The sequence below is a fragment of the Pseudomonas sp. UYIF39 genome, from assembly GCF_029963765.1.
In the GTDB taxonomy this organism is placed as follows: Bacteria; Pseudomonadota; Gammaproteobacteria; order Pseudomonadales; family Pseudomonadaceae; genus Aquipseudomonas.
The window spans coordinates 188,304-210,232 of sequence record NZ_JALBYU010000008.1 but is presented as its reverse complement, the minus strand read 5'-3'; the positions used below and the strand labels follow the sequence as shown (position 1 = coordinate 210,232).

The following is a 21,929-nucleotide window of genomic DNA, read 5'->3' as shown; positions in this document are numbered from 1 at the left end:
GCCGCGATTCGGCTTTCTTTATGCGGTACACCAAAGCTTTTGTGGCGAAGGGGATTACCTGTGGCGAGGGGATTTAGCGAAACGTCGCACCGCCCCGTTGGGTCGCGAAGCGGCCCCCTGCATTACGTCAGCCACACCGAATTGTCAGGTTTTACGACTGCTTCGCAGCCGAACGGGGATAAATCCCCTCGCCACAGGAGATCACAGGCAATTGCCCATCATTTACTGGCCGGGCGCTTTGACACCGGGCCGACTCTGCGGCACAGTGCGCGCCCTCTAATAAAACCCTCTCATTTAATCCGCTGGCGGCTCTTTGCAGGCTGCCGGCCGGACTCTTTCCGTTTGTCTTGAGGTAACGATGATTAATGCTGTAATTGCCGCGGTCGGCGTCATGCTGATCCTCAGCCTGTCCCGCGTGCACGTCGTAATCGCGCTGATCGTGGGCGCCCTGGTGGGCGGTTTGACCGGTGGCCTGGGGATCGACGCCACATTAAAAGCCTTCAACAGCGGCCTCGGTGGCGGCGCGACGGTCGCGTTGTCCTACGCACTGCTTGGCGCTTTCGCCGTGGCCATTGCCAAGTCCGGCCTGGCCCATGCTTTGGCCGACAAAGCCCTGTTGATGGTCGACCGTCAGCACGCCAGCGGTGGCCGGCAGGTCAAATGGCTGTTGATCGGTTTGCTGTGGGTGGTGGCCATCGCGTCCCAGAACATCTTGCCGATACATATCGCCTTCATTCCGCTGCTGGTGCCGCCGCTTTTATATGTGCTGACCAAGCTGCAACTGGATCGCCGGTTGATTGCCTGTGTCATGACCTTCGGCTTGATTACGCCGTACATGTTCTTGCCCGTGGGCTTCGGCAACATCTTCCTTAATGAAATCCTGCTGGCCAACGTTGCGCGTAGCGGGGTAGACATCAGCGGCATCAACGTCACTCATGCCATGGGGATTCCGGCGTTGGGCATGGTCGTCGGGCTCGCGGCAGCGTTTGTCAGCTATCGCAAGAAGCGCGTCTACGATCTGGAGAAGATTGAGCAAGTCGAACAGGTCGCGGTGCAGTACAACCCGTTGAGCCTGATGGTTGCCGGTCTGGCCATCGCGGTGGCGTTTATCATTCAGCTGTTGCTGGATTCGATGATCATCGGTGCGCTGACAGGCTTTCTGATTTTTTCGGTGTCGGGGATCGTGAAGTGGCGTGAAACCGACGATCTGTTCACCGAAGGCATGAAGATGATGGCGATGATCGGTTTCATCATGATCGCCGCGTCCGGTTTTGCCGAGGTGATGAAAGCCACCGGAGAGGTGCAGACGCTGGTCGAAGCCTCGGCTTCGTGGATCGACCACAGCAAAGGCATTGGTGCGTTGCTGATGTTGCTGGTCGGACTGCTGGTGACCATGGGCATCGGTTCGTCGTTTTCCACCGTGCCGATACTCGCCGCGATTTTTGTGCCGTTGTGCGTACAGTTGGGTTTCAGCCCGATCGCGATCGTTTGTCTTGTCGGGACGGCCGGTGCGCTGGGCGATGCCGGTTCGCCGGCGTCGGACTCGACCCTCGGCCCGACCTCGGGTCTGAACATCGACGGCCAGCACCACCACATCTGGGACACCGTGGTCCCGACCTTCCTGCACTACAACCTTCCGTTGCTGGCGTTCGGCTGGGTGGCTGCGATGGTCCTCTAAACACATTTCCCCTGTGGGAGCGGATTCAACTTTTGGCCTGGCGTGCCGTTAAAGCCTTTAACCACGCCAATAAAATCAAAAGAGTGAACCGTCATGCGCATGAGCCTGAAGGCTAAAGTCCTGTCCCTTGCCGTCCTCCCGGTGTTGCTCTTTGCGCTGGTCATCAGCCTGACCACGTTGTTCATTCTGCAGGAGCAGGCCCGCAAGGAAGTCGAGGAAACTCGCCAGCGTCTGCTCAGCGATGCCAAGGCAACGCTGCAAAGCTACGTCGCCGTGGCCATGACCACGATCAAACCTCTTTACGATGCGGCCGCCCCCGGTGATGACGCGGCGCGGGCCCAGGTGGTCAAGTTGCTGTCGAGCATCACCTACGGCAAGGAGGGCTACTTCTTCGGCTACGACTCCAACACCGTGCGCCTGTTCAAGGCCAACAGCCCTGAAGGCGTGGGCCAAAGCTTCAAGGACAACCGCGATCCGAATGGCGTGTACGTCAACCGCGACCTGGTGAAAGTCGCCAAGGACGGCACTCACTACCTGCAATACAGCTCGCCGCTGCCCGGCAACACCCAAGTGCTGGTGCCCAAGCTCGGCTACACCGAATACCTGCCGAAGTGGGACATGGCCGTCGGTACTTCGGTCAACCTCGATGGCATCGAAGCCCAAGTGGCGCTGGTCGAAGTCAAGGTCCAGGAGCGCATGCAAGGCGTGGTGCTGAGCATCGTCGGGATTGCCGCCGTGGTGCTGTTGGTGATCGCGGCCGCCGGGATGCTGCTGGCTAACACCATCTTGCGTCCGCTGAACCTGATGAAAGCCAACCTCGATGACATCGCGGCGGGCGAGGGTGACCTGACGCGTCGCCTGACCATCACCAGCCAGGATGAACTCGGCGAGCTGGCCGGCTCGTTCAACCGCTTCGTCGACAAGATCCACGGCCTGGTGCGCCAGATCACCGAAATGACCTCGCAACTGACCGGGCTGGTGAATCAGGTCTCCGACCAGGCGCAGCGCTCGGATCAGGCCATGGAGCGTCAGCGTCACGAGACCGATCAGGTCGCCACGGCGATCAACCAAATGTCCGCCGCTGCTCAGGAAGTGGCGAAAAGCGCTCAAAACGCCGCGGTGGCTGCCCAGCAGACCGACGAAGAAGGCCAGGCTGCCAAGCGTGTGGTGGCCGGCAGCATCGTGAAGATTCATGCATTGGTGGACGACATTCGCAGCAGTGGCGTGTCTCTGGACAGTTTGCAAAAAGACGTGTCGTCGATTGTCAGCGTGCTTGGGGTGATTCGTTCGATTGCCGAGCAGACCAACCTGTTGGCACTCAACGCCGCCATTGAAGCCGCTCGTGCCGGTGAGGCCGGGCGTGGCTTTGCCGTGGTGGCCGATGAGGTTCGAGCGCTGGCCAGTCGTACACAAATCAGCACCCAGGAAATCCAGGGCATGATCGATCGCTTGCAGGCCGGCACTCAGTCGGCGGTGGAAGCGATGCGCCGTTCCAGCGAGGCCGGCGACGGCACTTCGGCTCAGGCCAACGAGGCCGGCGCTTCGCTCGATACCATGGCCCAGCTGATTGGCACCATCAACTCGATGAACGCGCAGATCGCCAGCGCTGCCGAAGAGCAGACCGCCGTGGCCGAAGAGATCAACCGCAGCGTGCATCAGATTGCGGTGGCGGTGGACAGCGTTGCCGATGAAACCCAACTCGGCGCCCAGACTTCCCGCAGCCTCGCCGACCTCGGTCAGCGCCTGGGCAAACTGGTGGGGCAGTTCCGTATCTGACTTTATTCACCGAATATTGGAGGCAAGCACTGAACCTGTGGGAGCAAGCTCGCTCCCACAGGGATTGTGGTGCCGACAGATACTACGGCCTGTCCCAGTAGGGCACCGTTCCAAAACACTCGACAAAAAAATCAATCACCGTCCGCACCTTCACCGACAACCGTCGGCTGCCCGGCCACAGCACCGCAATCTGCTGCGGCTCAAGGCTGTTGGACACCTGATACGCCCCCAGCACCGGCACCAGCGTGCCATTGCGCACCGCCTCACCAATCAGCCACGACGGAAACATCACCAGCCCCAAGCCTTGTTCGGCGGCTTGGGTCAGGGTGTCGGCGTGGTTGCCGGTGATCGGCCCCTTCACCGACCAGGGCGTCCAGTCCTGCTGATCCTTGCGGAAAAACCAGCGTTGCTGGCCGGTCACGCCCTTGTAGGCCAGGCACTGATGCGCGGCCAATTCTTGGGGATGGTGCGGCGTGCCGTGACGTTCCAAATAGGCCGGGCTCGCGGCGACTTGAAAACGATGGGGCGCCAGAATCCGCGCCTGCATGCTCGAATCGTGCAGCGGGCCGATGCGAAACAGCAGGTCGGCGCCTTCCTGCAGCGGGTCGACGTAGCTGTCGGTCTGCTGGATATCCAGTTGCAGTTTCGGGTAGCGCTCACAGAGCTGCCCCAGCCACGGCGTCAGGTGCCGCTGGCCGAACACCACTGGCGCATTGATCCTCACCAGTCCGCTCGGTTCGCTTTGCTGTTCCTGCAGGGCCTGTTCGGCCTCTTCGAGTTGCACCAGCACCAGCCGCGCGTGATGACCGAGCATGCGCCCGGCTTCAGTGGGCGAGACGGCGCGGGTGTGGCGATAAAGCAATTGCTGGCTCAGGGCTTGCTCCATCAATTGGATCTGCCGGGAAATCGAAGAGGGTGCCAGGCCTTCGCGGCGGGCAACTTCGGAAAAACTGCCGTGGTCCAGCACCGCTACAAACAGCCGAAGTGCCTTGAATCCCAGTTCGTTTAGGCCATGCATGACGAATCCTGCTGTGCGAGTTACGCAAAAGTGTTGTCTGGATGCTCCCATTTATCGCAAAGGACCGCCAGCCGATAATGCGCGCCATTCCAACTGAAGTCCGACCCCCTCTGTAGGAACTGTCGAGTGCAACGAGGCTGCGATCTTTTTATCTTGATCTTTAAAATCAAAAGATCGCAGCCTCGTTGCACTCGACAGCTCCTACAGGGGGGATACGAGGTGCTACTTATGCAAGCTGCGTTAAATGAACAAGCGGGTGTCATCGCGACGCCTGTCACCAAACCGGGGCTGCGGCTGTTGCTGCTGCCACTGGTGATTCTGGCCGGCATGGGTCTGTCCGTAGAGGCCGGTTTGCTCGGGCCGCTTGGCGTTCAGGTCGGGCACTTGTGGGCGACCTTGAGCATCTTCGGTGTCGGCTCGGCGATTCTGTTTTTGCTGTTGCTGTTCAGCGGTCCGCAACAGGGGCCCGCTTTGAATGAGCTGCCGCGCTGGCAGTTGATCGGCGGGTTTTTGGGGCCGATGTACGTGATCGTGCTGACCTTGGCTACGCCGCACATCGGCATTGCCATGACCATGATCGCAATCCTCTCCGGGCAGGTCGGCAAAAGCGTGTTGATCGACCACTTCGGCTGGTTCGGCGCTACCCGAAAAAAGGTCAACGGTGAACGTTGGCTGGCCTTGTTGCTGATTGTCGCGGCACTTGTTCTGATCGCTCGGGGTTGATGATGAATCTGATCATTTTGTTGGCGGTGGTCGTGGCGGCCGGTGCGGTGTTGAGTGTCCAGGCGGCGATCAATGGGCGATTGGGCGAAACGGTAGGTGTGTTGCGCAGCAGTTTGCTGACCTTCGTGGTCGGTGCAGTGACTACCGGGCTGCTGATTCTGTTTTTCGAACCGGCCCATGCCGTGAGTTTGCTGGACGTGCCGAAATGGCAGCTCAGCGGTGCGTTGTTCGGGGTGGTCTACATGATGGTGATGGTTGGCGCGGTGCCGCGGGTCGGCACGGCGGTGGCGACGGTGGCGGTGATCGTCGGGCAACTGGGGATGGGGATGTTGATCGATAACTTCGGCTGGCTGGGCAACCCGGCGATCGAGTTGTCCAGCAGCCGGATACTGGCGATGGTGTGTCTCGCGTTGGCGTTGCTGTTCATGTATCGCAGCAGTACGCGGCAGGGCTGACGCAAGCTCCTACACTGGTGGTACGGGTCGCATTTGCCAGACCCGGACGACCACAACCAATGGAGTCAGGCTCATGATCGACAGTAAAAGTAAATGCGACTGCCCCAAATGCTCCTGCAAACTGGGCGAACATCCGATCGCGCGCCACGGCAAGCACTTTTGCTGTGAAGCCTGCGCCAAGCACCACGAACATGGCGAAGAATGTGCCAGCAAGGGTTGCAAGTGCGCCCAACGCTGACCACTCATCCAAAAAAGGTGGAGCCTGATCGGGCTCCACTTTCATTTCAATTTGCCGGTCGCCACTTGACGTTTTCCACGCCGAACTTCTCCGCCATCGGCTTGCTGGTTTTTTGCACCTTCTCTCGGCCGAAGCGAGGGATTCGTCCGACCCCCGCGTCGCAACTTGCCCAATGCCAGGCATCCGCATTATCCATCTTGTCCAGGCGGATGATGAAAGACTTGGGCGCGCCATGAAGGGTGTATTCAATGACGAAAAGTTTTGCGTTGTTCATAAAGCCCATATTCCTCCCTGTGGTAATACAAGGATCGTCGGAGTTACGGAAAATTCAGTCGAATTGTCAGATGGATGCCGCCCGTAGCGACAAGGCCCGTGGCTCGTTACCATGCAAACTCTGAAACCTCCAATGATTGCTGCCCATGGCCCTTGCCGCGCCCCCAGACCTGAGTGACACCGATGTGCCCGTGCAACCGCTGGCGCGCACCTATCCGCGCGGCTTGTACATCGAGCCGCATGAGCATGTCTGGGGGCAGTTGCTGTATGCAATGAGCGGGGTAATGTGGGTCGAGACGCCCCATGAAGCGCTGGTGGTGCCGCCGCAACGAGCGGTGTGGCTGCCGCCAGGTGTGCCGCACGGGATTCGCGTGGTCTCGGATTTACAGATGCGCAACATTTACCTGCGGCCCTCATTGGCGGTGACACTGGACGACACGGTTCAAGTGATCGAAGTCGGCGGACTGCTGCGTGAGCTGATCGTCGGGTTGGTGGAGCAGGGCAACGATGGCGCGCCCGAGTATTACGAAGCGCTGGTCGGTCTGGCGCTGCTGGAGCTTAGGCGAGCCAGGCGCTCGCTGCTGAAGATTCCTTTGCCGGATGATTCCGACCGGCGCCTGATGAACCTGTGTCAGGCGGTCATGGCCGCGCCGTCGCTGGACATTGCTTTCGAGCAGCACGCCGAAAACGCCGGTGCCAGCGTGCGTACCCTGGCGCGGTTGTTCAAGGACGGTTTGGGCATGGGCTTCGCCGAATGGCGGCGCCAGGTGCAACTGGCAACGGCGGTGGCAGAATTGATCCAGGGCGTGCCGGTGAGTGCGATTGCCCGGGAGCTGGGTTATTCGCCGAGCAGCTTTAGCGACATGTTTCGGCGGGAACTGGGTGTCGCGCCTTCGCAGTTTTCGGCGAGCCAGCGCCAGCCCTAGCCATAACGAAAACGTGTAGCAGCCTTCGGCAGCTGCTACAAGTGGCCTTGCGTCCGGCATTAATGCTTTGGCCGATATTCAGAAGCACTTGGCCGGTGCTCGTCGCTACCGATCTTTAGACTCCGGGCATACCTTAATTAGCCACGGAGTCTGCCATGAGTTACCTCATCTCATTGGCCATCGGTCTGGGCGTCGGTCTGCTCTACGGCGCACTGGATTTTCGTTCCCCCGCACCACCGGCCATCGCGCTGGTAGGGCTGCTCGGCATGTTGGCCGGTGAGAAGGTGTGGCCCATGGGCCGGCAACTGGTCGCTGGCTGGATCTCCTGAACCGTTTATTCATTCGAGGGAAACGCTCATGAAAGCACTGCAATTCGACAAGACCGGTGACCTCTCGGCCCTGCGCTACGTTGAGGTGCCGACCCCCGTCCCCGGCGCCGATGAAGTGCTGGTCCAGATCAAGGCCGCCGGCCTCAACCCCAGCGATGTGAAGAACGTGCTCGGGCGCTTTCCCTACACCACACTGCCGCGGATTCCCGGTCGTGATTTCGCCGGTGTGGTCGTTGACGGCCCGCAAGCGCTGATCGGCCAGGAAGTCTGGGGCACCGGCCGTGAACTGGGCTTTTTCGCCGACGGCTCGCACGCACAATTCGTCAAACTGCCGGCCAATGGCGTGGCGCAAAAGCCGACCCATCTGAGTTTTGCCCAGGCGGCAAGCCTCGGCGTGCCGTACACCACGGCGTGGGATGCGTTGGAGCGCAGTGGGGTGACGGCCGAAACCCGGTTGTTGGTGATCGGCGGCGGGGCGGTTGGCACTGCGGCGCTGGCGCTGGCCAAGGTGCGTGGTGCTCAAGTACTGGCAGCGGCGCGGCGGCCCGAGCAAATCAAGGATTTGCAGACCCAGGGGTATCAGACGCTGCAACTGGATAAACCCGAGGACCTTGGCGCACAGGTGAGCGCCGTGTATGCCGGCGGCGCCGATGTGATTTTCGACACCACCGGTTTCTGGCTGCCGGCCTCGGTCCCGGCGCTGGCCGCGTTCGGTCGCATCGCAATCATCGCCGCGCCGGTGGACGGCCAGGTGCAATTGCCGGCCCTGGCGCTGTATCGCAAGGGCGGTTCGGTGGTGGGGATCAACTCGTTGTTGTACGGCGTCCAGGCATGTGCGGCGATGCTTGATCAGTTCGGCACGTTCTTCGATCAGGGCTTGTTGCCGTTGCCCGAGGGTCTGTTTGAATCGCCGTTGGCAGAAGGTCTGGAGCGGTATGCGGAAGTGAACCAGGGCGGCAGTGACAAGGTGATTTTGTTGCCTTGACCGACATTGATATTGAATGTGCCGCCCCATCGCAAAACTCAGAACTGATAGCCGATACCAGCGTAATACCCCCAGCCATTGGAGCGGGCGCGGAAGTTACCATCGCCGAAATTCAACTCACTGCCATCCTCCCAGTTGCCGCCGTTGTGGAAATAACGGCCGACCAGGGTGAAACGCAAGTGGGTGAACGAGTAGAGCAAGACGTTGGTGGCGACGGTGGCGTTGGCGGTGCGAGCCGGGTTGTCCTTGTGCAAATCCGAGCCGAAGTCGAAGTTGGTGAACCCGATGTAGGTCAGCGACGCGCCGTTGCTGAAGCTGCTGATCGGCACGATGTATTTGAGTTGGGCGCGATAGCCGTCCCATGAATACTCGTTGCTGGCGCCGTAGTTTTCCCACTGGTAGCGCCCATAGAAGTTGGCCGACAGGTTGACCCGCGAATGGGTGTCGATGTCGGTGCCCAAACCGCTGTATAGCGTACTGGCGCGGTTGGCGCTGTTACTCCCGTGGTCGTAGATCCAGTCAAAGGCGACGTACCACTCCTTGAACGGCCCGATGGCCAGGCTGCGGCCGGCGAGGTAATCGATGGAGATCCTCGGTTCGTGCTCCATGAACACCGGCGAGCCGTGGTCCCACACGCCTTTGTCATGGCTGTTGCCGATGTCGAAAATCTTCGGGATGTCGATGTAGCCGTACAACTCGAACGGCCCCTTGCGCCCGAAGTACTCGTATTCCAGGTAGATATCGTCGGCCGGTTGCGGGCCGAAACTGATGTCTTTGCTGCCGATGACGGTCAGGTCCTGATTGAACCAGTCCGAGAGGTACACGCCTTTTTTCGGTGGGCTCGCTTCGGGGCTGAGGCTTTCGCCTTGGGCGGATTCTTCGGCGGGATCGGGTTGTGCCAAAACGGTGCTGCTGAGTAGTCCTGTAACGCTGGCCAGCAGCAAGGAAACAGCAAAGGTGCGCGAGCAAGTCACGCGGCTGGACGTGCGGTGCATTAAAAGTCCCTTTTCGTGCGGATCGAAGGCCCGGTTCTGCGGGCTTGCGCTGTTATGTAGCGAAAACGCTTGTATCAGCGACTAGCAAACGTTTGCACAAGGCATACCAATTTTGCTCAAGGCATGGAAAAGGTTAAGGAGTTGGTGGTTTAACTGTCGTTTCGGTCAGGGTTTGTGCGCCAAAGTGGTATCGCTTGCACGATGATCGTTCGATTGGGGGCCGCTGCGCAGCCCAACGGGGGCAAGCCCCCTCGCCACAGGGTTGATGTAGACTCTTCGGCACTGACTTCACGAGGTGTGTCCCCAATGAGCGAACCGATTCGTCTGACCCAATACAGCCACGGCGCAGGTTGCGGCTGCAAGATTTCTCCTCAGGTACTGGAGGTGATTCTGGCCGGCAGCGGGGCGCAGAACCTTGATCCGAAACTCTGGGTCGGCAACGCCTCGCGTGATGACGCGGCGGTGTACGCCATCGATGAAGAACGCGGCGTGGTGTCGACCACCGACTTCTTTATGCCGATCGTCGACGACCCGTTCGATTTCGGTCGCATCGCCGCCACCAATGCCATCAGCGACATCTACGCCATGGGTGGCGATCCGTTGATGGCGATTGCGATCCTTGGCTGGCCGGTCAACGTACTGGCGCCGGAGATTGCCCGGGAAGTGATTCGCGGCGGGCGTTCGGTCTGCGATGAGGCTGGGATTCCGTTGGCCGGTGGACATTCCATCGACGCGCCGGAGCCGATCTTCGGCCTCGCCGTGACCGGTCTGGTGGAAAAGCGCCATATGAAGCGCAACGACACTGCCACCGCCGGTTGCCTGCTTTACCTCACCAAACCGCTGGGCATCGGCATCCTCACTACCGCCGAGAAGAAGGGCAAATTGCGCCCTGCCGACATCGGCCTCGCTCGCGACTGGATGTGCACCCTGAACAAACCCGGCAGCCGTTTCGGCAAACTCGAGTGCGTCACCGCGATGACCGACGTCACCGGTTTCGGCCTGCTGGGGCATTTGGTGGAAATGGCCGACGGCAGCAACGTGACCGCTCGCATCGAGTATGACCGTGTGCCGCGTCTGCCGGGTGTCGAGTATTACCTCGACCAAGGCTGCGTGCCGGGCGGGACGCTGCGCAACTTCGACAGCTACGCCAGCAAGCTGGGGCGTCTTCAGGAAATGCACAAACGCGTGCTCTGCGATCCGCAGACCAGCGGTGGTCTGCTGGTTGCGGTCGCCCCCGAAGGCAACGAACACTTCCTCAAAGTCGCCGCCGAGCTGGGCCTGACCCTTGAGCCGATCGGTGAACTGATCGAGCGACAGACGAACGCGGTTGAGGTGTTTTGATGTCCATCGAATTCACCGATTACCGCGACATTTTCCTCAACGACCGACCGATGATGGATGCCCGTGCGCCGGTCGAATTTCTCAAAGGCTCATTCCCCGGCGTGATCAACCTGCCGCTGATGAATGACCATGAACGGCAACGGGTCGGCACTTGTTACAAGCAACACGGCCAGCAAGCGGCCATTACGCTGGGGCACCAGTTGGTGTCCGGCGAGATAAAAGCCGAGCGTATCCAGGCCTGGGCCGATTTTGCCCGGGCTCATCCTGATGGGTATTTGTATTGTTTTCGCGGCGGTTTGCGTTCGCAGATCGTCCAGCAATGGCTCAAGGACGAGGCGGGCATCGACTATCCGCGAGTCGGTGGCGGCTACAAAGCCATGCGAACCTTCTTGCTCGACACGCTCGATCAGGCGGTTGTCCAGTGTGATTTCGTTTTGCTGGGCGGCATGACCGGCACCGGCAAAACCGAAGTGCTCACGCAGTTGCGCAACGGCCTGGACCTTGAAGGTCACGCCCATCACCGCGGCTCCAGTTTCGGTAAACGCGCGACGGGCCAACCCTCCAACATCGATTTTGAAAACCGCTTGGCGGTGGACGTGCTGAAGAAGCGCGCCCACGGCATTGAGCAGTTTGTACTGGAAGACGAGAGCCGCGCGATCGGCAGTTGTGCGCTGCCGTTGCCGCTGTTTCAGGGCATGCAGCAGTTTCCGATGGTCTGGCTGGAAGACAGCCTGGAAGGGCGAGTCGAACGGATCCTGCGCGATTACGTGGTGGACTTGTGTGCCGAGTTCATCGGCGTGCATGGCGATGAAGGCTTCGCGCTGTTTTCCGAGCGCTTGCTGGAGAGCCTGAACAATGTGCAGAAACGTCTGGGCGGTGAGCGTCATCGGCGGATGTTGATCTTGATGGAAGATGCGCTGGCGGAGCAGGCGAACAGCGGGGCAGTGGACTTGCACCGGGGCTGGATCGAAGGGTTGCTTCGCGAGTATTACGACCCGATGTATGCGTTTCAGCGGGAGAAGAAAGGGGCTCGCATTGAATTCGTCGGGGAGCGGGCTGCAGTGCTCGAATACTTGCGCGAGCGGGTCAGTCAACGAGATTGATGGTGTTTTTTCCGGCCCCATCGCGAGCAAGCTCGCTCCCACATTAGATTTTCAGTGAACATAGATTTTGTGTATCACCGAGATCCAGTGTGGGAGCGAGCTTGCTCCGGGCGGCGTTCCGACGATGAGGCCCTGGCAGGCGCCAAACCTCTTAAAGCTTACGTCGGGCAGGTCTGCGAACCGTTATTCAGACCTTGCTTGTAGCTGTGGCTCACCAGGCTGGCCTTGCCGTCGCGCCAGGTCAGGGTGAGCACGTACAGCGAGTCGTAGTCGCTAGAATCCCAGTCATCGGTGATGGTTTGTTTCTTGCCGACGGCATCCCCGGCAACCGTGTTGATCAGTTCGGGCAGGTAGCCGTGGGACCAGGCGGTGTAGATGACCGAGTTGTGATACTTGTCGAGGAGCAATTCATCGGCCAGGTCGCTGGTGTCGTTGGCCGAGAAATCGATGTTCACCGGCAAACCGAGCTTGATCGCGCTGGGGTTGATGGTCATCAAGGGACGGATGTAACTATAGGAATTGTCCAGTTCGCCTTCCTCGACATTGCGCGTCGGGTTGGCGGCAAACACGTAGTTGGCCTTGCCGAATTTTTCCGGCAGCAAGGTGGCCAGGTCGATGGCGCGGTTCAGGCCCTGGCAGTTGAGCTGGCCGAGGCCACCCTCTGGTTTTTCCGCGTGACGCAGGAACACCAGCGTCTGAGTGCCGTCTGCCGGTTGGGCGCGGCTTTCGCGGGAGTCCAGCACCAGAAACAACGCGCCGGCCGCCAGCAGGGCGGGCAGTAACAGATAAGCGCGATGTTTGAAGCGGTTGGCGAACTTCAGAGGGTTCATCATGGAATTAAAGGTTCTCCAGCGCATTCGGTTAAGGCTGACAAACCTTTCACACCGCGAAATTCCTGCGTCGGGTGTTTTCCATGTCATTAAGCCGGTCCGTTTCAAAGGGGCAGTGCTCAGAGTCCCCTGAAACTCATTTGGTTCGATTCCGGCGAGTGCGCAGCAATGTACCGGTAACTTTGAACGGGATGGAGCTTAGGTTATTAACAGGATGTTTCAAATTTGTGGACACGTTACACGTAGTGGAGCAGACGCAGGCTGCAATTTTTTGATCATGTTCATCAGCGATATCAATAACGCCAAAAGGTCGCAGTTCTTCGGCCGCTCACATTATGATCGTCACTCTCAATTTCCTCGTGGATCCTCCCCATGACCGATCTGTCCGCGTTCCCGATTACCCAAAAATGGCCGGCTCAATACCCCGAGTGGATCCAGCTTTACTCCTTGCCGACACCCAACGGCGTCAAGGTGTCGATCATGCTCGAAGAGATTGGACTGCCCTACGAACCGCATCGTGTGGGCTTCGACACCAATGACCAGATGTCCCCCGAATTTCTTTCGCTGAACCCCAATAACAAGATCCCGGCCATCCTCGACCCCCACGGTCCGGGGGACCAACCCCTGGCGCTGTTCGAGTCCGGGGCGATTCTGATTTACCTGGCCGACAAGAGCGGGCAACTGCTGGCCCAGGAATCGGCGGCGCGGTACGAGACCATCCAGTGGCTGATGTTTCAGATGGGCGGCATCGGGCCGATGTTCGGCCAGCTCGGTTTTTTCAACAAATTTGCCGGCAAGGACTACGAGGACAAACGTCCCCGCGACCGTTACGTCGATGAAAGTAAACGTTTGTTAAAAGTTCTTGATGGACGTCTGGAAGGGCGCGACTGGATCATGGGCGAGCGCTACACCATCGCGGACATCGCGACGTTCCCCTGGGTGCGCAACCTGATCGGCTTCTATGAGGCCGGTGAGCTGGTGGGCATCGAGGACTTCCCGAACGTCACGCGGGTGCTGGAGCGCTTTCTGGCGCGGCCGGCGGTGATGCGCGGGCTGGAAATTCCCAAGTAAACGCTTCGATTTGATCAAGACCAAGGCAGGCCATGCACTCATTCGATTTCAAGCAAGTAGATGTCTTCAGCCGTGTTGCGCTCAAGGGCAATCCGTTGGCGGTGGTGTTCGGCGCCGATGAGCTCAGTGATGAGCGCATGGCGGCGTTTGCCAGCTGGACCAACCTCAGCGAAACCACATTCATACTCGAACCGCGCGACCCTCGCGCCGATTATCGTGTGCGGATCTTCACCACCCTGAACGAATTGCCGTTCGCCGGTCATCCGACACTGGGCACCTGCCATGCGTGGCTGGAGGCCGGTGGCGTGCCCAAGGGCGAAGAGATCATTCAGGAGTGCGGCGTGGGGCTGGTGCGGGTTCGTCAACAAGGGGCAGAGCTTGCCTTTCTTGCACCGCCATTGCTCAAGTCCGGGCCGGTGGAGGTGGATGTGGTGGAACGGGTACGGCGGGGGCTCGGGCTGGAATCGGGGGCGATTGTGCGCACTCAGTGGGTCGACAACGGTGCCGGATGGCTGGCCGTGATGGTCGAGGATCGCCAGCAGGTGCTGGACCTGCGCCCGGATCATTCGCAAATGCTTGGCCTGGCCGTCGGTGTCATCGCGCCATGGCATCCCGAGCGCGATGGTGATGACGCACAGTTCGAAGTGCGGGCGTTCATCTCCGCTGACGGCATGCCGGAAGACCCCGCCACTGGAAGCCTGAACGCCGGAATTGCCCAATGGTTGCTCAGCGAAGGACTGGCGCCGGCGTCCTATGTGGTCAGCCAGGGCCTGACCATGGGCCGCGCCGGACGCATTCAGGTCGAGCAAGTGGGCGACGAGATCTGGATTGGCGGCGCGGTGGTGACCTGCATCAGCGGGACCTTGAATCTGTAGCGCTGAGCGTCGCGGCCTAACGGTTACTCGCCGCCAGTTTGATCCCGAACCCGACCAGCGCCATGCCGGCGACGCGGGACGCGATTTTTCGCGCCATGGGGATGGCTTTCAAACGACGGGCCGCGGCATTGCCCAGCAGAACCAGCAAACCCTGATACAGCGCGCTGATGAACGAAACATGCAGCATCATCGCCACCAGGGTCAGGCTGGAGGCATCTGGGCGAATGAACAGCGGAAAAAACGCCACAAAAAACAGGATGACCTTGGGGTTGGTCAGGCTCACCACCAGGGCGGTGCGAAAGTAGACCCGGGCCGACCGTTTCGGCTCCAGCCCCGCCGAGTCCCGGGCCGCTGGCGCGCGCAGCAATTGCACGCCGATCCAGCACAAGTACGCGGCGCCGAACCACTGCAGCATCTGGAACAGCAGGGGATTGGCTTGCATCACGGCTGCCAGACCGATGGCCGCAGCAATCATGTACGTCGCATCCCCCAGCAGCGTGCCACCTACGGCGCCGAACCCGGCGCCCAGGCCATTGCGGGCGGTGGCGTTGAGAATGGCGAAGGTGCCCGGCCCTGGCATTAACTGGAAGATCAGAATTGCGGCAATGAAGCTGCCGTAGTTTTGGATTTCAAACATGCTGCGTCACTCCCTGTGTTGGTTTCGCTCAATCCTGAACGTTGTCTTCAGCCGGCGCAATAAAGGCAGATTATTGCCGGGGCCGTAATAAAGTCTTCCACAATCGATGTTTGTGCCCCTGACCGTTCAGGGCATAAGCTTTGGCCCTTCGACTTTCGTCTTTTCCTCCGTTTTCAGGAACCCCTCATGTCCAGTCAGTTCCCCGAAGCACGTCCACGCCGTCTGCGCCGCAATGCGAGCCTGCGCAGCCTGTTCCAGGAAACCGAGTTCAGCTTGAACGATCTGGTGCTGCCGATTTTCGTCGAGGAAGAGATCGACGACTTCGTACCGATCAAAAGCATGCCCGGCGTGATGCGTATTCCAGAGTCGAAACTGGCGGGTGAGATCGAGCGTTATGCCCGGGCGGGGATCAAGTCGGTGATGACGTTCGGCGTGTCGCACCATTTGGACGGTAACGGCAGCGACACCTGGAGCGACAACGGTCTGGTGTCGCGCATGTCGCGCATCGCCAAGGACGCCGTACCCGACATGATTGTGATGTCCGACACCTGCTTCTGTGAGTACACCGACCACGGTCATTGCGGTGTGCTGCACAACCATGAGGTCGACAACGACCAGACCCTGATCAACCTCGGCAAACAAGCGGTGGCCGCGGCCCGTGCCGGCGCCGATGTGATCGCCCCGTCGGCCGCCATGGACGGGCAGGTTCAGGCCATTCGCCGGGCGCTCGATGAAGCAGGTTTCAACCAGACCGCGATCATGGCCTATTCGACCAAGTTTGCCTCGGCGCTCTACGGTCCGTTCCGTGAAGCCGGCGGCAGCGCACTCAAGGGCGACCGCAAAAGTTATCAGATGAACCCGATGAACCGCCGCGAAGCCGTGCGCGAATCATTGATGGACGAGCAGGAAGGCGCCGACGCGCTAATGGTCAAACCGGCCGGCGCGTATCTGGACATCATCCGCGACATCCGTGAAGCCTCGCGTTTGCCGCTGTCGGCATATCAGGTGAGCGGCGAGTACGCGATGATCAAATTCGCCGCACAGGCCGGGGCGATCGATGAGGCTCGCGTGGTGCGTGAGAGCCTTGGTGCGATCAAGCGGGCCGGGGCGGATTTGATCTTCACTTACTTTGCGATGGACCTGGCGCTGGCCGGGATCTAAACCCCACCACAAAACCCTGTGGGAGCGAGCAAGCTCGCTCCCACATTTGATTTTCGGTGTCTTCAAAATTTGCCGAAAAACGGCCTGATCCCGTGATCCTGGAAGTACCGCTCGATCATCTTGGGGTCGGCAGAATTGTCGGCAATCGCCACATACGTATCCGGCCGCAACAGGTAAAACCCGTTACGTCCCAGGCCAGCCGCTTCAAACGCCGGCCGCCAGTCAAACACATGCAATGGCAAATGATGTTCGTGGCACCAGGCGATCATTTCGTCGCTGGTGTCGCCATACACATGCACCTGCCAGGTCAGACACTTCAGCGATTCGAAATTGTCCCCCTCACCGTCGTGAGCCCAGGGCAGGCGGTCGCCGCCGTGAACATGACCGGCAACACCCGTGCTCAACGGCATCCCGCGATAATTCAGGGTGATCTGCGACACCGTGCGAAACAGGAATTCGCGGGACGCCTCAAACGATGCCATTTTCGGAATCACAAAGGGCGCCAGACGTGTGCGCAGCAAATCGGCCATGCGCCCTTCGGCCGTGACGAAACTGAACACCCGATCGGTGGTGGCGACCAGTTTGCGGGCAAACGCGATGCGTTCGGTTTCGTATGTGTCGAGGAGTTTGGCCTCAGCGGCGCCACTCAGCACCGCCGCGAGTTTCCAGGCGAGGTTGATGGCATCGCCAATGCCGGTGTTCATGCCCTGGCCACCGGCGGGGCTGTGGACGTGGGCGGCGTCACCCAATAGAAACGCGCGTCCGGTACAAAAATGATCCGCCACCCGATGATGCACGCGGTAGGTCGAGAACCAGTTCAGTTGCTCGATCTTTACTTTCATATGCTCGATGGCCCGGCTGCTGACGTCTTCAAACTGGAGGGTTTCGGCCTGGTCGGCGCGTTCGTCGCGTACGGTGCCGATCAAACGGGCGCGGCCTGTACCGGCCAAGGGAAATACCGCGAGAAAATCCGCTTCATCGAGATCCACGTGCAGTTCGCCGTTGAACGTCGGCCCGCTGGCTTGCACGTCGGCGACGTAGAAAATCTGCTGGTAGGTGCCGCCGGGAAATCCGGTGTCCAGGGTCTTGCGCACGATCGACCGGGCACCGTCACAACCTGCCAGATAGCAAGCCTGGCAGGTTTCCTCCTGACCATCGGCCAAGCGCAGATAGGCGGTGATGCCGTCACCGGTTTCCAAGAAACTCTCCAGCACCGTGTTGCGCTCCACCTTGATGCCAAAGGCTTCGAGGCGGTCTATCAGCAGCCGTTCGTGTTCGTCCTGAGGAAAAATTTCGAGGAACGCGTAAGGCGTCAGGCCTTCGCCGATGCGGCTCAGCGGCAAGCGCGCCACGGGTTCGCCCTTGACCCAGAAATTGGCGGCGGCCACTCGATGACCGTTCTGCACAATAGCGTCGCTGAGGTCGAGCTGGCGATACAGCTCCAGCGTCCGCGCCTGCACGGCCAGCGCCCGCGAAGTGGTTCCGGGTGCCGATGTCTTGTCGAGAATCCGCACCCGAATCCCCAGTTTGCTCAGCCACAGCGCCAGCACCAGCCCGGTCGGGCCGGCGCCGATAATCAGTACGTCGCTACGGTTCATGAGCCTGTTCTCCACGGTGTGTGGCTCAAGTATGGTTCAGCCGAGATGGACGGGCCGGTTGTCTGCCCAACGGAAAAAGGCCCCGCGTTGCTACGGGGAACAGTGGGAGGCGGCGAGAGTCATAGCGTGCGCCATGCCATTGAACGTATGGTTTACCCGGCTCAACGGATTTGATGGAGCAACATGCAAGCCAATCGATTAATGATGAGCATCGCCGCGCTGCTGGTGCTGGCCGGTTGCGGTACTCAGCGCACGCAAGAGCTCCCTGTGCGCAAGCCTGCCGAGGTCAAGGCCGAGATCGTGCGCCTGCTGCCGGCCCAAACCGCCGATCGCCAGGGCTGGGCTACCGATATTTACGCAGCATTTGCTGCCCAGAACATTTATCCATCCACCCAAAACCTGTGCTCGGTACTGGCCGTCACCGAGCAGGAATCGACCTTTCAGGTGGACCCGCCGGTACCGGGCCTGGGCAAAATCGCCCGCGAGGAGATCGACCGCCGTGCCGACAAAGCCCACATTCCCGGCCTGCTGGTGAGCGGTGCGCTGCAGGTGAGTTCATCCAACGGCAAAAGCTACAGCGACCGACTCAATGCGGCGCGCAGCGAAAAAGAGCTCAGTGCGATTTTCGATGACTTCATTGGCATGGTGCCCATGGGCCGGACGCTGTTCGGTGGGTTCAATCCGGTGCACACCGGTGGGCCGATGCAGGTCAGCATCGATTTCGCCGAGCAACAGGCGAAGGCGTATCCGTACCCGGTGGAAGGCTCGATCCGTCATGAAGTGTTCAGTCGTCGCGGCGGCCTGTACTTCGGTATCGCCCACTTGCTCGGTTATCCGGTGAGCTACAAACAACCGCTGTATCGCTTTGCCGATTTTAATGCCGGTTGGTACGCCAGTCGCAATGCCGCGTTTCAGAACGCGGTTAGCCGCGCGTCGGGCATACCGCTGGCGCTGGATGGTGACCTGGTCCGGTACGATTCGATCATGCCTGGCACCACGGAATTGGCGGTGCGCACGCTCGGCAAGCAACTGGGCATGCGCAATCCGACCATTCGGGACCAATTGGAGGAGGGCAAAAACTTCGAATTCGAGGACACCCAGCTCTATGCACGGGTTTTCGCCCTGGCCGAAGAGGCGGAAGGTCGGCCATTACCGCGCGCGGTGTTGCCGGGGATCGTGCTGCAAAGCCCGAAAATCACCCGAAAACTTACGACGGCGTGGTTTGCCAAGCGGGTCGATGAGCGTTATCAACGTTGCATGGCGCGTGCCGGAAAGTGACAGAGCGCAAAAAACAGGCGTAAAAAAACCCGGCTGATAAGGCCGGGTTTTTCATTGAGTACTGCGGTAAAACCATTCATTCATGCCGCGCGGTTTTCGATCAAACGATCCGAGCCACCCTCAGCAACGCGGTTCTCGATCAGACGATCAGAACCACCTTCAGCAACGCGGTGCTCGATCAGACGATCCGAGCCACCTTCGGCGACACGACTTTCAATCAGGCGATCCGAGCCGCCTTCAGCGACAACCGGGTGAGCAGAGGTAGCGGCGAAAGCGTTAACTGCAAAAACCGAGAAAGCGATGCTGAGGATAGTTTGGCGTTTCATGATGGTGTGCTCCGGGGGTGTAGTTGTTGGGTATGGAGCGGATGTTACGCCGCGGATTTTTTATGAGAACTTCATTGCCGTGATGGTGAACATCGACGGCAATGATAGGACCAACAATCCTCCCCGCGTGGGCGTGATGGTTCAGTCGTCGGGTGGCGGCCGCTCGCAAGGCCGGCATGCAGATTTTCTACGTCCCGCATCACCGCGCAGAGCCCGACGAACTGGCGCGCTGGACCCCCCCAGCCCCTACCAACAAGGTGCCAGCAGTGCGCAAGTGTTTGCGGCAGGACGTGGGGCGGGGAATGCCCACTCGATTGTCACAACGATGGAGTTGATCGCGGCGTTCGGCTGATCGCGGTCAGATGACTTTCACCGCCCGACCGATGAATTGAATCGGCCCGGTAGGCTTGCCGATCGGCGAGCCATTGGGATTTTCCAGGGTCAGTTCAAACAGCTGGTTAGGTTGCAGTGGCGGCAGTTTTTCGAGCGGGATGGACAGTGTCTGTCCCGGTTTGACCAACCCCAGTGACACCGGCCCTTGCCAGCCATCGGCCTTGGTCCAGAACTCGAGTGCCTTGTCGGCCGGAATCTCAAAGATACCCAGCGGGATCAGCTGGATTTCCCTCGGATTGCTGGCCTGAATCACCCAGCCGGGCGCTTTGTCTTGTGGACCGACCAACACCACCAGATAGGTAGGCTTGACGGTGGTTTGCGTCAGCATCAATGCACCGAGCAGCAACGTGGCGACCAGTCCCGCAGCGGCGAACCCGCGCCAGAGAGGCAACAGATTCCACCAGGATAAAGACTGAGCCGCGATTAGCGAAGGTTGCCGGCTCACGCTGTTCACGCTGCGCTCGATGCGCTGCCAAAGGTGTGGTGACGGCGGGTGAGGTCCGGCCAGATCGGCCAGGCCGAGCAGGCGACGCTCCCAGGCGTCCACGGCGGCCCGTAACTCAGGTTCGTCACACAGGCGCTGCTGGACCTGGGTGCGAAGTTCTGCCGACAGTGTGCCCAACACATATTCGCTGGCCAGTTCGTCGAGTTCTTCCGGAGTTTCATTCGTCGGTTTGCTGATCATCCCATGCACTCCCGCAATGCCGTCAGGCTCCGCTTTATCCAGGCTTTGACGGTGCCCAGCGGGGTGCCGAGTTTGTGTGAGATTTCAGCTTGAGAGTACCCGTCGACGTATGCATGCAGGATACAGGCGCGCCTTGCAGGCTCCAGTTGTTCCAGGCATTGATGAATGCGCCCGGAATGAGCCTGAGCATCGAATGTTGCCGTGTCGTCCACCCCATCGAAATCGCCTTGAATCTCTCGGCTGTTGTCACGAATGAAATTCAGGGCCAGATGCCGCGTCAAACTGAACATCCAGCCGCGTGCCGATCCTCGCGCCGGGTCGAACTGTGTGGCGCCATTCCATATCTTGATGAAGGCATCGTGGACGATGTCTTCCGCCAGTGCAGTGTCACGCACCAGGCGTTTGGCAACGCCCAGCAGGCGCGGGCTCTCCTGCACATACAAATCACGCAGGGCCTGACGTTCACCGCGGGCGCAGGCGGCGATGTGGGCTTCGTAATCGAAAAGAGTTTCGGGCAAGGACACTGATCTCAGCCGTCAATAATGGGCAGCAGCCCCGGGCCATAGGGCCGGGGCATGTGCGGAGCAGCGTAGACCAATTCCCGCAGGACTGGTTTCAGTTGGCCGCCCAGAAAATATAATCCGCCTGGTACTTCACCACTTCTTGCTTGCCCTTATTGGCCGCCGAGCATTCAACGCTCGGGGCCACGCCACCTTTGAGGGCTACGCGCTGGATGTAGCTGACGCCCGTCATCGCGCCTTTGCCTTCAGCCGGATTGGCCTTGACCAATTGATAGGGTAGGTTGCCCGGGCTCGAAGGCGCGACAGCCAACTGGGTGCCGGTGACTTTCGAGCCATCCTTCGCTTGCCAGGTGGCAGGTGGCCCGAAATAGGTGCCGATCTGGTTGCCGCTGCGATCATTGAGTACCGCTTTGGGCCCGACAAAGAACCATTCTGTCTGGCCGGCGGCATTGACCTTGTCACGGCATTCGTAAGTAATCTCACCGACCCCGGTGGTTTCCAAGGCGACCTTGTGCCCGTCCGGGACCTTGATGCTGTCGGGCAGACCCGTCTGGGCGTAGACCATAGGGCCAGCGACGAACAAACCGGCAAGGCAAATCAGCTGTTTGGCATTCATAATTAGCTCTCCGTAAATGAGTAATCTGCTCGGCAGCCTCAGGGGCTGCTACAGGTACTACCCATCGGAAAGCGATTTGGATGCAGTGGCATAAAAAG

At 59.9% G+C, this 21,929-nt stretch carries 23 protein-coding genes and 1 pseudogene; 14 read left to right on the top strand and 10 right to left on the bottom strand.

Annotated elements, in window-relative coordinates; all coding sequences use genetic code 11:
• Positions 1–361: 361 nt before the first annotated feature.
• Together MO767_RS13690 and MO767_RS13685 are read left to right on the top strand one after the other, a co-directional pair.
• Positions 362–1,678 (top strand): Na+/H+ antiporter NhaC family protein, encoded by a 1,317-nt coding sequence (locus MO767_RS13690; RefSeq protein WP_282480990.1) that lies wholly within the window; start codon positions 362–364, stop codon positions 1,676–1,678.
• Positions 1,679–1,771: 93 nt separating this feature from the next.
• Entirely contained in the window at positions 1,772–3,454 is a 1,683-nt protein-coding gene (locus MO767_RS13685; protein ID WP_282480916.1) for a methyl-accepting chemotaxis protein, read from the top strand.
• A gap of 82 nt (positions 3,455–3,536) precedes the next feature.
• On the opposite strand, the gene MO767_RS13680 is transcribed toward MO767_RS13685, so the two are convergent.
• The gene (locus MO767_RS13680) at positions 3,537–4,472 is read right to left on the bottom strand and encodes a LysR family transcriptional regulator (RefSeq protein ID WP_282480915.1); all 936 of its coding nucleotides are present in this window, start codon (positions 4,470–4,472) and stop codon (positions 3,537–3,539) included.
• A gap of 228 nt (positions 4,473–4,700) precedes the next feature.
• Here MO767_RS13680 and MO767_RS13675 point away from each other — a divergent pair, with 228 nt between their 5' ends.
• From MO767_RS13675 to MO767_RS13665, 3 genes are all read left to right on the top strand, one after another.
• Positions 4,701–5,195: a DMT family transporter gene (locus MO767_RS13675; RefSeq protein WP_140680241.1), complete on the top strand. Its 495-nt coding sequence runs from the start codon at positions 4,701–4,703 to the stop codon at positions 5,193–5,195.
• The gene (locus MO767_RS13670; protein ID WP_282480914.1) at positions 5,195–5,650 is read left to right on the top strand and encodes a DMT family transporter; all 456 of its coding nucleotides are present in this window, start codon (positions 5,195–5,197) and stop codon (positions 5,648–5,650) included. Before MO767_RS13675 ends, MO767_RS13670 begins: the two co-directional genes overlap by 1 nt.
• A 73-nt stretch (positions 5,651–5,723) precedes the next feature.
• Entirely contained in the window at positions 5,724–5,888 is a 165-nt protein-coding gene (locus MO767_RS13665; RefSeq protein WP_282480913.1) for a metallothionein, read from the top strand.
• Positions 5,889–5,934: 46 nt separating this feature from the next.
• Here MO767_RS13665 and MO767_RS13660 read toward each other — a convergent pair whose 3' ends face one another.
• Positions 5,935–6,162 (bottom strand): DUF6555 family protein, encoded by a 228-nt coding sequence (locus MO767_RS13660; RefSeq protein ID WP_282480912.1) that lies wholly within the window; start codon positions 6,160–6,162, stop codon positions 5,935–5,937.
• Positions 6,163–6,307: 145 nt separating this feature from the next.
• Here MO767_RS13660 and MO767_RS13655 point away from each other — a divergent pair, with 145 nt between their 5' ends.
• The 3 genes from MO767_RS13655 to MO767_RS13645 all read left to right on the top strand — a co-directional run bounded on the left by MO767_RS13655 (position 6,308) and on the right by MO767_RS13645 (position 8,401).
• Positions 6,308–7,087 (top strand): helix-turn-helix transcriptional regulator, encoded by a 780-nt coding sequence (locus MO767_RS13655; protein WP_282480911.1) that lies wholly within the window; start codon positions 6,308–6,310, stop codon positions 7,085–7,087.
• Positions 7,088–7,242: 155 nt separating this feature from the next.
• Positions 7,243–7,416: a DUF1427 family protein gene (locus MO767_RS13650; RefSeq protein ID WP_282480910.1), complete on the top strand. Its 174-nt coding sequence runs from the start codon at positions 7,243–7,245 to the stop codon at positions 7,414–7,416.
• Between the two features lie 28 nt (positions 7,417–7,444).
• Complete coding sequence (locus MO767_RS13645; RefSeq protein WP_282480909.1) at positions 7,445–8,401, top strand: zinc-binding alcohol dehydrogenase family protein; 957 nt, start codon at positions 7,445–7,447, stop codon at positions 8,399–8,401.
• Positions 8,402–8,439: 38 nt separating this feature from the next.
• On the opposite strand, the gene MO767_RS13640 is transcribed toward MO767_RS13645, so the two are convergent.
• Entirely contained in the window at positions 8,440–9,396 is a 957-nt protein-coding gene (locus MO767_RS13640; protein ID WP_282480908.1) for a nucleoside-specific channel-forming protein Tsx, read from the bottom strand.
• Between the two features lie 306 nt (positions 9,397–9,702).
• On the opposite strand from MO767_RS13640, the gene selD reads away from it, so the two are divergent.
• Both selD and mnmH read left to right on the top strand, forming a co-directional pair.
• On the top strand, positions 9,703–10,737 hold the full coding sequence (selD, locus tag MO767_RS13635; RefSeq protein ID WP_282480907.1) for a selenide, water dikinase SelD: 1,035 nt from the start codon (positions 9,703–9,705) through the stop codon (positions 10,735–10,737).
• On the top strand, positions 10,737–11,840 hold the full coding sequence (mnmH, locus tag MO767_RS13630; protein WP_282480906.1) for a tRNA 2-selenouridine(34) synthase MnmH: 1,104 nt from the start codon (positions 10,737–10,739) through the stop codon (positions 11,838–11,840). Before selD ends, mnmH begins: the two co-directional genes overlap by 1 nt.
• Positions 11,841–11,998: 158 nt before the next feature.
• Here mnmH and MO767_RS13625 read toward each other — a convergent pair whose 3' ends face one another.
• Positions 11,999–12,673 carry a histidine phosphatase family protein gene (locus MO767_RS13625; RefSeq protein WP_282480905.1) on the bottom strand — a complete coding sequence of 225 codons (675 nt, stop codon included), beginning with the start codon at positions 12,671–12,673 and terminating at the stop codon, positions 11,999–12,001.
• Positions 12,674–13,042: 369 nt separating this feature from the next.
• On the opposite strand from MO767_RS13625, the gene MO767_RS13620 reads away from it, so the two are divergent.
• On the top strand, positions 13,043–13,741 hold the full coding sequence (locus MO767_RS13620; protein ID WP_282480904.1) for a glutathione binding-like protein: 699 nt from the start codon (positions 13,043–13,045) through the stop codon (positions 13,739–13,741).
• A gap of 32 nt (positions 13,742–13,773) precedes the next feature.
• On the top strand, positions 13,774–14,616 hold the full coding sequence (locus MO767_RS13615) for a PhzF family phenazine biosynthesis protein (protein ID WP_282480903.1): 843 nt from the start codon (positions 13,774–13,776) through the stop codon (positions 14,614–14,616).
• A 16-nt stretch (positions 14,617–14,632) separates the two neighbouring features.
• Here the strand turns inward: MO767_RS13615 and MO767_RS13610 are convergent, their stop codons facing one another.
• Positions 14,633–15,253, bottom strand: a complete 621-nt coding sequence (locus MO767_RS13610; RefSeq protein WP_282480902.1) for a LysE family transporter — start codon at positions 15,251–15,253, stop codon at positions 14,633–14,635.
• A 186-nt stretch (positions 15,254–15,439) separates the two neighbouring features.
• On the opposite strand from MO767_RS13610, the gene hemB reads away from it, so the two are divergent.
• Positions 15,440–16,414 carry a porphobilinogen synthase gene (gene hemB, locus MO767_RS13605; protein ID WP_140894665.1) on the top strand — a complete coding sequence of 325 codons (975 nt, stop codon included), beginning with the start codon at positions 15,440–15,442 and terminating at the stop codon, positions 16,412–16,414.
• Between the two features lie 62 nt (positions 16,415–16,476).
• Here hemB and MO767_RS13600 read toward each other — a convergent pair whose 3' ends face one another.
• Positions 16,477–18,012: an FAD-dependent oxidoreductase gene (locus MO767_RS13600; RefSeq protein ID WP_282480901.1), complete on the bottom strand. Its 1,536-nt coding sequence runs from the start codon at positions 18,010–18,012 to the stop codon at positions 16,477–16,479.
• Positions 18,013–18,195: 183 nt separating this feature from the next.
• Here MO767_RS13600 and MO767_RS13595 point away from each other — a divergent pair, with 183 nt between their 5' ends.
• Positions 18,196–19,290: a DUF1615 domain-containing protein gene (locus MO767_RS13595; RefSeq protein WP_282480900.1), complete on the top strand. Its 1,095-nt coding sequence runs from the start codon at positions 18,196–18,198 to the stop codon at positions 19,288–19,290.
• 89 nt (positions 19,291–19,379) lie between these two features.
• On the opposite strand, the pseudogene MO767_RS13590 reads toward MO767_RS13595, so the two are convergent.
• The 4 genes and pseudogenes from MO767_RS13590 to MO767_RS13575 all read right to left on the bottom strand — a co-directional run.
• A pseudogene (locus tag MO767_RS13590) lies at positions 19,380–19,616 on the bottom strand (hypothetical protein); the annotation flags it as partial.
• Positions 19,617–19,974: 358 nt separating this feature from the next.
• Positions 19,975–20,694, bottom strand: a complete 720-nt coding sequence (locus MO767_RS13585; RefSeq protein WP_282480899.1) for an anti-sigma factor — start codon at positions 20,692–20,694, stop codon at positions 19,975–19,977.
• Positions 20,691–21,218, bottom strand: a complete 528-nt coding sequence (locus MO767_RS13580) for a sigma-70 family RNA polymerase sigma factor (protein WP_282480898.1) — start codon at positions 21,216–21,218, stop codon at positions 20,691–20,693. The genes MO767_RS13585 and MO767_RS13580 overlap by 4 nt, the downstream gene beginning before the upstream one ends.
• A gap of 91 nt (positions 21,219–21,309) precedes the next feature.
• Positions 21,310–21,831: a DUF3455 domain-containing protein gene (locus MO767_RS13575; RefSeq protein WP_282480897.1), complete on the bottom strand. Its 522-nt coding sequence runs from the start codon at positions 21,829–21,831 to the stop codon at positions 21,310–21,312.
• Positions 21,832–21,929 lie beyond the last annotated feature (98 nt).